The organism is Rhabdaerophilum sp., from assembly GCF_046092605.1.
In the GTDB taxonomy this organism is placed as follows: domain Bacteria; phylum Pseudomonadota; class Alphaproteobacteria; order Rhizobiales; family Beijerinckiaceae; genus Rhabdaerophilum.
Map to the genome: position 1 here is coordinate 1 of NZ_JBJTDY010000078.1, position 11,256 is coordinate 11,256.

At 63.7% G+C, this 11,256-nt stretch carries 8 protein-coding genes and 1 pseudogene; 4 read left to right on the plus strand and 5 right to left on the minus strand.

Going from position 1 to position 11,256, the window contains the following annotated elements:
• Positions 1 to 172 precede the first annotated feature (172 nt).
• The 3 genes from ACKODO_RS06485 to ACKODO_RS06495 all read left to right on the plus strand — a co-directional run bounded on the left by ACKODO_RS06485 (position 173) and on the right by ACKODO_RS06495 (position 4,166).
• On the plus strand, positions 173 to 1,276 hold the full coding sequence (locus ACKODO_RS06485) for an aldehyde dehydrogenase family protein (protein WP_408982633.1): 1,104 nt from the start codon (positions 173 to 175) through the stop codon (positions 1,274 to 1,276).
• Between the two features lie 8 nt (positions 1,277 to 1,284).
• Positions 1,285 to 2,442, plus strand: coding sequence for an iron-containing alcohol dehydrogenase (locus ACKODO_RS06490; RefSeq protein WP_408982634.1), 1,158 nt, complete (start codon positions 1,285 to 1,287; stop codon positions 2,440 to 2,442).
• A 323-nt stretch (positions 2,443 to 2,765) separates the two neighbouring features.
• The gene (locus ACKODO_RS06495; RefSeq protein WP_408982635.1) at positions 2,766 to 4,166 is read left to right on the plus strand and encodes a pilus assembly protein TadG-related protein; all 1,401 of its coding nucleotides are present in this window, start codon (positions 2,766 to 2,768) and stop codon (positions 4,164 to 4,166) included.
• Positions 4,167 to 4,263: 97 nt separating this feature from the next.
• On the opposite strand, the gene ACKODO_RS06500 is transcribed toward ACKODO_RS06495, so the two are convergent.
• The 5 genes from ACKODO_RS06500 to ACKODO_RS06520 form a co-directional block, all read right to left on the minus strand.
• Positions 4,264 to 6,918 (minus strand): EAL domain-containing protein, encoded by a 2,655-nt coding sequence (locus tag ACKODO_RS06500; RefSeq protein ID WP_408982636.1) that lies wholly within the window; start codon positions 6,916 to 6,918, stop codon positions 4,264 to 4,266.
• Positions 6,918 to 8,066, minus strand: coding sequence for an FIST signal transduction protein (locus tag ACKODO_RS06505; protein WP_408982637.1), 1,149 nt, complete (start codon positions 8,064 to 8,066; stop codon positions 6,918 to 6,920). The genes ACKODO_RS06500 and ACKODO_RS06505 overlap by 1 nt, the downstream gene beginning before the upstream one ends.
• A 131-nt stretch (positions 8,067 to 8,197) precedes the next feature.
• Positions 8,198 to 9,688, minus strand: a complete 1,491-nt coding sequence (locus ACKODO_RS06510) for a tripartite tricarboxylate transporter permease (protein WP_408982638.1) — start codon at positions 9,686 to 9,688, stop codon at positions 8,198 to 8,200.
• Between the two features lie 57 nt (positions 9,689 to 9,745).
• Positions 9,746 to 10,231 carry a tripartite tricarboxylate transporter TctB family protein gene (locus ACKODO_RS06515; protein WP_408982639.1) on the minus strand — a complete coding sequence of 162 codons (486 nt, stop codon included), beginning with the start codon at positions 10,229 to 10,231 and terminating at the stop codon, positions 9,746 to 9,748.
• A gap of 162 nt (positions 10,232 to 10,393) precedes the next feature.
• Entirely contained in the window at positions 10,394 to 11,032 is a 639-nt protein-coding gene (locus ACKODO_RS06520; protein ID WP_408982640.1) for a Bug family tripartite tricarboxylate transporter substrate binding protein, read from the minus strand.
• A 57-nt stretch (positions 11,033 to 11,089) separates the two neighbouring features.
• Between ACKODO_RS06520 and ACKODO_RS06525 the strand changes: the two are divergent.
• Positions 11,090 to 11,256: pseudogene (locus ACKODO_RS06525) on the plus strand (tripartite tricarboxylate transporter substrate binding protein); the annotation flags it as partial.

Consider the following 11,256-nt stretch of genomic DNA (forward strand, 5'->3'; position numbering starts at 1 on the left):
GCTCTCCTCGCTCATCACCGCCATGTGATGGGTGACGTTGGTGAAGATCTGCGGCGCGAGTTAGGGCGTGCCAGCGCGATGGGCGGCCCAATCCACCGGGCAGTGATGGGGTTTCGCGCCGGCCTTCATCGCCGCGGGCGAGCTCAACGGTTTTGCCGAGCGCGCCCGGCACATGATTGCCATCGCCCCTGAGGCGCTGGCGGATATCGTGCCGGAAAGGCGCGAAGGCTTCACGCGGTTCATCCGGCGCGGGCCCGCCGGCATCGTCTTCACCATCGCGCCGTGGACCTACCCCTATCTCACGGCGGTGTATCGGGTGGGGCCGGCGCTGGTCGCGGGGAACGCCGTGATCCTGAAGCACGCGGCGCAGACCCTGCTGGTGGGCGAGCGCTTCCAGATGGCGGCCGATGCCGCCGGGTTGCCGAAGGGGCTCTTCCGCACGCTCACCCTCGGCCATGAGCAGACGCTGAAGATCATCTCCTCCGGCTCGGTCAACCAGGTCTGTTTCACGGGCTCCGTGGAAGCGGGGCGCGTCATCGAGCGCGCGGCGGCGGGCACGTTCACGGGCGTCGGGCTTGAGCTTGGCGGGAAGGACCCGGCCTATATTCGCCCCGATTGCGATTGGCAGAACGCGGTGGAGACGGTGATCGATGCTGCCTTCTTCAATTCCGGCCAATGCTGCTGCGGCATCGAGCGGGCTTACGTGCATGCCGATATCTTCGACAGGTTCGTGGCCGACGCGAAGGCGCTTGTGAAGCAATATGTGATGGGCAACCCGCTGAGCGAGGCCGTGACGCTGGGCCCGATGGCGCAGTTGCGCCTCGCGGATGTGGTGCGCGCGCAATCCAACGCGGCGATGAAGGCGGGCGCGAAGCCGCAGCTCTGCCCGGTGGATTGGGCCGCGAATCGCGATGGCACGCCCTATCTCGCGCCGCAGATCTTCACCAACGTCACCCATGACATGGCGGTGATGAGCGAGGAGAGCTTCGGCCCCGTGCTCGGCATCATGCCCGTACGCGATGATGACGAAGCGATCCGCCTCATGAACGACAGCAGATACGGCCTCACCGCCGCGATCTTCACGCGGGATATCGCGGCGGCCGAACGCATCGGCGAAAGGCTCGAAACAGGCACGGTCTTCGCGAACCGGGCGGATTATCTCGATCCCGGCCTCGCCTGGACCGGGTGCAAGGAAACCGGGCGCGGCGTTTCGCTCTCCGTCCTCGGCTACGACGCGCTGACCCGCCCCAAGAGCTTCCACCTGAAACACGTCTGAGACCGACCATGAACCTTCGCGGCAACTGGAACTACCCCACCGCTGTGCGCTTCGGCGCGGGGCGCATCTTGGAACTCGCCGATGCGGTGAGGAAGGCGGGCCTTTCGCGACCCCTGCTGGTGACCGACCCCGTGCTTGCGAAGATGCCGATGGTCGCGGCCGCCAAGGCGCAGCTGGATGCGGCGGGTTTGCCTTGCGCCATCTTCTCCGATGTGAAGCCAAACCCGGTGGCGGCGAATGTGGAAGCGGGCATCGCGGTGCTGCGCGCGGGGCAGCATGATGGCGTGGTGGCCTTCGGCGGGGGCTCGGCGCTCGATGCCGGCAAGGTCATCGCCTTCATGGCCGGGCAGACGCGTCCGATGTGGGATTTCGAGGATGTCGGCGATTGGTGGACGCGCGCAGACCCGGCCGGCATTTTCCCCATCGTCGCGGTGCCCACCACGGCCGGCACAGGTTCGGAAGTGGGTCGCGCCGGCGTCATCACGGATGAGTTCACGCATACGAAGAAGGTGATCTTCCACCCGCTGATGATGCCGAAGATCACGATCTGCGATCCCGAACTCACCATCGGCATGCCCCGCTTGATCACGGTCGGCACGGGGATGGATGCCTTCGCGCATTGCCTCGAAGCCTATTGCGGGCCGTTCTACCATCCGCTGGCCGATGGCATCGCGCTCGAGGGGATGCGCCTCGTGAAGGAATATCTGCCGCGCGCGGCGAAGGACGGCGCGGATCTCGAGGCCCGCGCCCACATGATGAGTGCTGCCGCGATGGGCGCAACCGCCTTCCAGAAGGCACTTGGCGCGATCCACGCGCTCTCGCATCCCGTGGGCTCGCTCTACAACACGCATCACGGCATGACGAACGCCGTCTTCATGCCCTATGTGCTGGAATTCAATCGCCGCGTGATCGACGAGAAGCTCACGCGCGTCGCGGCCTATCTCGGGTTGCAACCGAGCTACTCTGCCTTCCTCGATTTCGTGATGAAGCTGCGCGCTGAACTCGGCGTTCCGCACACGCTGAAGGAACTCGGCGTGCAGAGCCCTGATGTCGCGCTGATGGCCACGATGTCCCCCAACGATCCCACCGCCGGCGGCAATCCCGTGCCGCTGACGGAAGAGGCCTGCGCCGACCTCTTCCGGCGGGCCATCGAGGGACGGGTGTGATTTCAACCGATTGTGGCAAGTTCATCTTTACCTTGCAACCAATAATTGTGGGGCGGCGATGCATGCAAGGCGTGTGTCGCCATTTCCGTTTTCCGGCGCTCTCAGGGTCTGAAACGGCGTATTTGCGCGATTTTGCCGCGCATTTGAATGAAACTTCCGGGAACTTCGCTCTCGCGGCTCCGCGATCGATTTAAAACTTTGTTCCGGTTTTGGCGCGAGCGTTCGGGAACTGAAATCCCGTTTCCACGAGGTCAGCCATGGGTTGCCAAAAGCTTTCTACCTTGACGCGTCGTTTCGCGCGAGACCGCCGCGGTCAAGTCGCCATGATCTTCGCCCTGAGTTCCGTGGGATTGATCGGCGTCACTGGCCTTGCCGTGGATTATGCACGCGGCGCGCAAGCCAAATCCTCACTTTTCTTTGCGGCGGACGCGGCCGCCCTCGCGGGAGCCCGCCTCGTCGGAACTCCCGCCGAGCGCGAGGAAGCGGCGAAGCAGGTTTTTGAGGCCAACCTCAGTCAGAGTGAAAACGATCTGACCAAGATCTCGATGAAGCCGGAGAACATCGTGAAGGATGGCCGCAACTACGGCTTTCGGATCACGGCCTCGGCCGACATCCCCACCACGATGAGCCGGATTCTCGGCCACCAGGACCTCAGCGTTTCCACCTTCGCGGAAGCGATCGGCACGCTCAACACGCCTACCGAAGTGGTGCTGGCGCTTGACACGACCTTTTCGATGACCGGCTGGAAGATCGCGACGCTCAAGGATGCCGCGAGCAAGCTGATCGACGATCTGAAGCCTCTGGCGCTGGACCCGGACAAGCTGAAATTCGGCATCGTGCCCTTCGGGCAATATGTGAATATCGGCGTTTCGAACCGCAACGAGCCTTGGATGAATGTCGCGCCGGATTCCTCGACCACGACGACCAGCTGCAAGATGGAAAAGCAGGTGATCGGCTCGACGAACTGCCAGCAGTTCTGGGTGCCCCCGCAGCCAGCGAAGCCGCCGGGGACCTGCTATAATGATGGTGTTCCCTTTACCTGTGGTGGCTCTGCCGCCAAGGCCGGGTACTTCCAGACCAAGTGCGACCCGGTTTACGGGCCGGACAAGGAAGTCTGCAAGACCACGACCACCACCTTGAAATGGAACGGCTGCGCCGGCTCGCGCAGTTACCCGCTCAACACACTGGATGGAAGCTACGGCACACGCATCCCGGGCATCATGAACATCACCTGCGGCACGGAGATTCTCGATCTGACCACCGATGCAACCTCGGCGAAGGCCCGCATCCAGGCGCTCACGCCGAATGGCGAGACCTATATCCCGGGGGGCCTGATCTGGGCCTGGCGCATGCTTTCGCCGCAGGCGCCGCTCAGCAACGCCGCGACCCGCACAACGGCGAACCCCGTGCGCAAGTTCCTGATCCTGATGACGGATGGCCTGAATACCAAGTCACCGAACTATCCCACCCATAACGGCTCGAATGGTGCGCTCTCGAACCAGCTCGTCAAGGAGACCTGCAAGAACATCTCCAAGGATACGGCCAATGCCATCACCATCTATTCGGTGGCCTTCGATGTGAGCGACGTGCCGACCAAGGAACTCCTGAAGACCTGTGCCCTCGATACGGGCGGCCAGTTCTTCGATGCGAAAAATGCGGCGGAATTCCTGGCGGCATTCTCGAAGATCGGCATGAATATCAGCGAGCTTCGCCTGACGAAGTGACGCGCCGGAGGATGGGGCCCTGCCGGAGCGCGGGCCCCATCGCGAAGACCCGGCAGCGATGCCGGGTTTCTTGTTTTCAGGAACGGGCCGGCGAGGCTCAGGCCACCTTGCGAACGGCGTCCGCCGCGAATTCCGGCCCGAATTGGGCTTCGGCCGAAAGCGGGCGGCCGAACAGGAAGCCCTGGGCATAGCGCGCGCCTTCGAAGATCAGAATGTCGCGCTGATGGGTGGTCTCGACGCCCTCGACCACGACATCCACGCCGAGATCGTGCCCAAGGCCAAGGATCGCGCGGCGGATCGCCATGTTCATGGTGCCGTCGTCGGTATCGTGCACGAAGGAGCGGTCGATCTTGATCTTGTCGAAGGGGAATTTCTGGATGTAGCTCAGTGAGGAATGGCCGATGCCGAAATCGTCAAGCGCGATCTGCACCCCCAGCAGGCGAAGCTGGCGCAGGATGTCGAGCGTGCGGTTATCGTCGATCAGCAGCACGGATTCCGTAATCTCGATGATCAGCCGATGCGGGGCGAGGCCGGCCATCGCCAGCGCGTTGATGACCGATACCGCGAGCTGGTGGTTGCGGAACTGAACCGATGAAAGGTTCACGCAGACGGACAATTCTGCCGGAAGCTTCGCGAAGGTGCGGCAGGCCTGCCGGAGAACGATTTCGCCGATCTGCAGGATGAGCCCGCCCTCCTCCGCGATTTCCACGAAATAGGCCGGCGACAGCAGGCCCTTGCGTGGATGGTTCCAGCGGATCAGCGCCTCGTAGGCAATCGGCTGGTTGCGCTCGAGATCGATGATCGGCTGGTAATAGAGCACGAACTCGTCGTTCTGGATGGCGCGGCGCAGTTCCTGCTCCACCTCCCGCCGCGCGCGGATCGCCGCTGTCATGCCCTCATCGAAGAAGGCATAGGTGCCGCGCCCGTCGCGTTTTGCGCGATAGAGCGCGATATCCGCCTTCTTGAACAATTCATGCGGATCGGTGCCATCGGCCGGGGAGAGGGCCACGCCGACGCTGGCCCCCACGAAGACGCGCTTGCCTCGCACGCGGTAGGGCATGGAAAGCTTGCGGATGATGCTCTTGCACAGCTGCACCACCGCCTCCCTTTCCCGTAATTCCGGCAGGATCACCGCGAATTCGTCGCCGCCGAACCGCGCGGCCATCCCGGCTTGCGCCACCACGCGCGAGAGGCGTCGCGCCGCGAGCTGCAGCAGCACGTCGCCCACATCATGCCCCATCGTGTCGTTCACGTCCTTGAAGTGATCGAGGTCGAGGCAAAGGATCGCGAGCTCATTGCCACGCCGGTTGGTTGCGAGGGCATTGCCCAGTTTTTCGAGGAAGAGGGTCCGGTTCGGAAGATTCGTCAGCACATCGTGCAGGGCGAGATGCTGGATCTCGCTCTCGGCCTTCTTGCGGTCCGTCGCGTCGATGACCATGCCCTCGTAATAGAGTGGATTGCCTTCGTCATCGCGCACGATCCAGGCCGATTCAGACACCCAGACCCGCTCGCGCGTTCGGATCCGATAGACCTCGGAAACGAAATCCGAGACACGGCCTTCCTTCTGCATGATGGCTGCGAATTCATCACGACGATTGGGGTTCACATACCAGTCGCGGGCCGGATACTCACCCGATTGCAGCATCTCTGCCTCGGAGGCAAAACCGTTGAGCCGGGCCAGCGCCGGATTGGCGCGAAGCTGCCGTCCGTCGATCGACGACCGGTAGATCCCCACGATCGAGTTCTCGAACAGCGAGCGGAATTCCGCCTCCGCCCGCTGGATGCGATCCCCGTGCTGGCGCGCATCGGTCACATCGGTGAAGGTGCGAACCGCGCCGCCATCCGCCATGGGGATGGTGCGGATGTCGAGCACGCGGCCGTTCGGCCGCTTGTGCTCATAGGCCAGGAACTTGTCCAGAACGCCGCCATTGCGCACGAAATGGATAAACTCCTCGCTCTGGCCTTCGAATTCGCCATTGCGGAACTGGAACTCGGTCAATTCGCGGAACCGCATGCCCAGCCGGAGGATGCCCTCGGGAAGACCCAGAAGCTCCACCACGCGGGCATTGAAGAATTCGATCCGCCGGTCGGCGCTGATCTTCAGCACGCCTTGCGTCACATGCTCGATGGTTTCCTCGAGCAGGCGGCGGGCCAGCTCCACCTCGCGCTGGCGGGAGACGATATCGGTGATATCCGAAAGGACGCGAACCTCGCCACCCTGTGGCAACCGGCGCGTCTGCACGCGCAACACCGTGCCATCCGGCCGGGTGTGCTCAAGAATGCGATTGTCCGGTTCTTGGGCCGAGGTGTTCACCCAATGGCGGAACCCGGCTTCCGCGCGGTCGAACTCCCCTCTGGCCATCATGCGATCCAAGACCGTGCGGAAAAGCGGGCGGCCGCGGCATTCCTCGTGCGTCAAACCCGCAAATTCGACGAAGCGGGAATTGTAGCTGCTGATCCGGCCCTCGCTGTCGATCATCACGATGCCCTGGTCCACATTGTCCAGGGTCATGTTCAGTGCATCAGTCGCCTCGGCAAGCTCCGCCGTGCGGGCCGCCACCAAGGCCTGGAGGCTGCGATTGAGCTGGTCGACTTCCTCGATCATCACGGCGATCGAGTGTTCTGTGCGCCGCTGCTCGCGTTCGGCCTCGGCATAGGCCGCGGTCACGAGCTCCCCCAGCCGAGCGAGATCCACGCTCTGGTCGGGCCGGGTCGCTTGCGCGAGTTGCTTTTCGTAGAGACGGTGGGACATCAAGCTTCGTCGTTCGTTTCCGAGACCGTCACGACGGTCATGGTCTGGTTATGCAATTGCGCGAAGCCGGATTGGGCATGCGGTGAAATCTCCCCATAGGAATAGAAGCCGATCAGCGCATGCCGGACTGCCATGGCTTCCGCCGCGGCCTCGACCTCGTTCACCGCGCACTGGCCCGTCAGCAGGCGCCGCCCAATGCAGGAGACCAGAAGCGCCAGTCCTTCCGCCTCGCTCGCCCTTGGCTGCGCCTGACGCATGGCCCCGGCGGCACTCTGGGCCATCCTTGCGGAGTTGCCACGCATCAATTGTGCGCTCCAGCCCTGCGGCATGTCTCCGGCAAAGATCATCTCGCCGCTCGCCTGATCGATCGAGAGAATCGTCCGCACCACATCCTGCCCGGTCTGGCCTTGGGGCTCGATGCGCAACGGAAAAAGCAAGGCCGAACCGGGGAGGGCGCGTAGATCTTCCTCGTCGAGATAGCGACGATAGAGTTCGAAAGCCGGCCGGCCATCGAGTTCCTGCAGCAAATTGCCCTGTGACCGGGTGATGACGCGGCGGGGGCTGAAAGGCGTCCAGCCGCCGGCATGGCCGGTCTGGATCGAGAGATGATCGCCATAAAGGCCGATCGCCACAACGCAACCGCTTGCCGGCGGCGCGTTGGCCCCCACGAGCGTTCGTTCGAAGGCGGCTCCATCGCCGGCAAGCCCGCCGCTGATGGTCACCATGGGGCTCACGGCGTCCTGTAAGCCGGCGACAAGGGCCGTGCCGTTGACGCTCAGACCATCGGAGAAGACCAGCATCGCACGCAGGTCGAGCGCGGCCAGTTGCCGGCCAAGGGCGGCACCGGCCTCAGCCGAGTGGCTTGGTGACCTGACCTCGACCGAGGCGAGCCGCACGCGGGATTCATGGAACCCCACCGCGACCGCCAGCACCCGATCGTCGCAGATCTGCGTCTGGTCGAACTGGCCGCCGGTGGAGCAGCCAACGAGAGCCGTGTGGGGAAAGGTCTGGCGCAGGGAATCGTAGCAGGCGGGATCGGACAGCAGCGCGCGCGACCCAAAATACAGAACGAAATCGGGCTCGAAGCCCGCTTCGCCATGCCATGAAAGGCCAATGCCGGGTTTCCAATCAAATTGGCGAGTTCGCATGAAGACACCATGTTCTATGGCTCGAGCCTTTTTACATGCGCAATTCCTAAAGAAATGCCTTCTCTCGAAGTGCTTCGCCGCAGCCTGCCACCCTTGGGGGGAGCACGGTCTTGCTGGCGGCCGGATTGGTTTCAGGCCGCTGCCTTGCGGCGCCTCAGCCTCCAGATGATCGGAGACAGGATTGCAATCGCCGCCAGCACCAGCAGCGTGAGCGAGAGGGGCTTCTGCAGGAAGATCATCGGATCGCCATTCGAGATGGTCATCGCACGGCGGAATTCCTGTTCCGCCATCGGCCCCAGGATCATGCCGATGATGACCGGCGATGTCGGGAAATCAAACCGGCGCATCATGAAGCCCATGAAGCCCACGATATAAAGCAGGATGAGATCCACCACCGAGCGGCTGATGCCATAAGTGCCGATCGTCGCCAAGACGAGGATGCCACCGTAGAGCAGCGGCTGCGGGATTTTCAGGATCTTCACCCACAGTCCCACCAACGGCAGGTTCAGCACCAGCAGCATCACATTCCCGATGAAGAGCGAGGCGATCAGCGTCCAGACGAGCTGCCCTTGCGTCGCGAGCAGTTGAGGCCCCGGGTTGATGCCATAGCTCTGGAAGGCCGAGAGCATGATGGCGGCGGTGGCCGAGGTCGGCAGGCCTAAAGTGAGCATCGGCACGAGCACGCCGGCGGCAGACGCGTTGTTCGCGGCTTCCGGCCCGGCAACGCCCTCGATGGCGCCATGGCCGAATTCCTCAGGGTTCTTCGCGAGCTTCTTCTCGGTGTAATAGGAGAGGAAGGTCGGAATTTCCGCACCACCCGCAGGCATTGCGCCGATGGGGAAGCCAAAGGCTGTTCCGCGCAGCCAGGGCTTCCAGGAGCGCTTCCAGTCCTCCTTCGTCATGCCCACCGGGCCCTTGATGTCGATGACTTCCTCTTCTGTCTTCCTTTGCGTCGCGAGATGCAGGGTCTCGCCCACCGCGAAGAGGCCGACGGCCACGATCAGCACGTTGATGCCATCCAGCAGTTCCACGATCCCGAAGGTGAAGCGCGGCTGGCCCGATTGCAGGTCGATGCCGATCATCCCGAAGAACAGGCCGATGGCGAGCGCGGTGAGCCCTCGCAGGGCGGATGATCCGAGCACCGCCGACACGGTGACGAAACAGAGGATCATCAGCGAGAAATATTCGGCTGGCCCGAATTTCAGCGCCAGTTCCACGACAGGCTGGGCCAGGAAGGTGATGCCCAGCGTGCCGAAGGTGCCGGCCACGAACGATCCCACGGCAGCCGTGGCGAGAGCCGCGCCGGCGCGGCCCTTCTTCGCCATCTTGTGGCCTTCCATCGCGGTGATGATGGTTGCGCTCTCGCCCGGTGTGTTGATCAGGATGGAGGTGGTCGAGCCGCCATACATCGCGCCGTAATAGATGCCGGCGAACAGGATGAAGGCCGAGGTCGGGTCCACCTTGTAGGTGATGGGCAGGAGCAGCGCGATGGTCAGCCCCGGACCGAGACCCGGCAGCACGCCGATGGCCGTGCCGACGGTAACCCCTGCGAGCGCCCATAGCAGGTTCATGGGCGTCAGCGCATTGGCGAAGCCCTGCATCAGAAGAGCGAGAGTATCCATGATGTTCCCCCCGGAACGTCGCTTCGCCGCGAGGCGAGTCCCTGCCCAGTCCCTGCCTCAGAGGAGCTTCTCGATCAGCCCGGAGCCGATCTTGTAGCCGAGAATGCGGTCGAACCCGACATAGGAAATCAGCGCCAGCCCGAAGCCGATCGCCGCATCCCGCAGGAATTTCCGGCTGCCGAAGCCGCGCGCCACGCAGGCAAAGAGCAGCGTCGAGGACAGGATGAAGCCGATCCACTCGATGAGGACGACATTGAGCACAAGCCCGAGGGTCACCCAGCCCAGCGAACCCCATTCGCTCAGCGTGCCTTCCTGGTCGGCTGCCCAGCCGCCGCGAAACGCCGCGACGAGCAGCAGAGCGCCCAGCACCAGGAGGAAGCCCGCGACGAACCAGGCGAAAACCGAAGGGCCGACCGTGGTGTAAAGAACCTGCGGAATGAGTGTTGACTGCCATGCGGCCGCAAGGCCCAGCGCGATGACGCCAAAGGCGACGAGCCTGTGCGGCAGCGTGGATTCGATGTGTTCGGATGATGAATCGGACATGGCTCCTCCAGTTCCCCCTCTGGATGCACAAACGGCACGTCGCAGCGAAGCCCAGTTCGCCACGAATTTCAATGCCTTGCTTGAAACGCTTGATAAAAAAGCGCTCCAGAAAGGGACGGGGCGATCCGTCATCGCCCCGTCCGGCAGGCCTGGCCCTGTGCCTCAGCTGGCGAGGCCGAGATCCTTCAGGATCGTGGTGGTGTCGGCGACGTTCTGCTTCACGTATTCGCCGAACTTGTCGCCGGTGAGGTAGATGCCTTCCCAGCCGCGCGTCTCGAGCGTCTTCTTCCAGGCCGGGCCGTTGACCATCTTGTCCATCAGCGCCACGAGTCCATCACGCTGCGCGGTGGTGATGCCCGGAGCGCCGAACACGCCGCGCCAGTTCCACAGCACGATATTGATGCCCTGCTCCTTGAGCGAGGGCACGTTGTGCTGTGCGGCTTCCGAGGAAACCGCCAGCGCGCGCAGCTTGCCGGCTTTCACCTGCTCCTCGAATTCGCCATAGCCCGACACGCCGGCCGAGACCTGGTTGCCAAGCAGGGCCGCCTGGGCCGGGCCACCGCCCGCGAAGGCGACGTAGCTCGTCTGGCGCGGATCGACGCCATTGGCCTTGGCGATCTGCCCCACGAGAATGTGATCCGTGCCGCCCGCCGAACCGCCGGCCCAGGAGACCGATTTCGGGTCCTTCTTGAGCTGCGCGACAAGGTCCGCCATCGTCTTGAAGGGCGAGGCCGCCGGAACCACCACCACCAGCGCCTCGCCGGTGAGGCGCGCGATCGGGGTCACGTCGAGGATGGTCATCGGGCTCTTGTTGGCGATGCCAGCGCCGACGGCATCCTGAGCGAGTTCAGGATCGAGAATGTCGGCGGCGCCGGCGGCATGGTCGGCCTGCCGCGCTTCGCAGGCCAGAAGAAGGGCCAGGGCAATGCGATCATGATCGGCGGCCTCGTGATGGTCGGCGCTGGCATCGCCAACAAGAGCCCGATGACCATCCTCGACGTGACCCCGATCGCGCGCCTCACCGG

Coding starts and splice junctions, on each gene's coding strand:
- ACKODO_RS06485 (WP_408982633.1), top strand. CDS start 173: ATGATTGCCATCGCCCCTGAGGCGCTGGCGGATATCGTGCCGGAAAGG.
- ACKODO_RS06490 (WP_408982634.1), top strand. CDS start 1,285: ATGAACCTTCGCGGCAACTGGAACTACCCCACCGCTGTGCGCTTCGGC.
- ACKODO_RS06495 (WP_408982635.1), top strand. CDS start 2,766: ATGATCTTCGCCCTGAGTTCCGTGGGATTGATCGGCGTCACTGGCCTT.
- ACKODO_RS06500 (WP_408982636.1), bottom strand. CDS start 6,918: ATGTCCCACCGTCTCTACGAAAAGCAACTCGCGCAAGCGACCCGGCCC.
- ACKODO_RS06505 (WP_408982637.1), bottom strand. CDS start 8,066: ATGCGAACTCGCCAATTTGATTGGAAACCCGGCATTGGCCTTTCATGG.
- ACKODO_RS06510 (WP_408982638.1), bottom strand. CDS start 9,688: ATGGATACTCTCGCTCTTCTGATGCAGGGCTTCGCCAATGCGCTGACG.
- ACKODO_RS06515 (WP_408982639.1), bottom strand. CDS start 10,231: ATGTCCGATTCATCATCCGAACACATCGAATCCACGCTGCCGCACAGG.
- ACKODO_RS06520 (WP_408982640.1), bottom strand. CDS start 11,032: ATGACCATCCTCGACGTGACCCCGATCGCGCGCCTCACCGGCGAGGCG.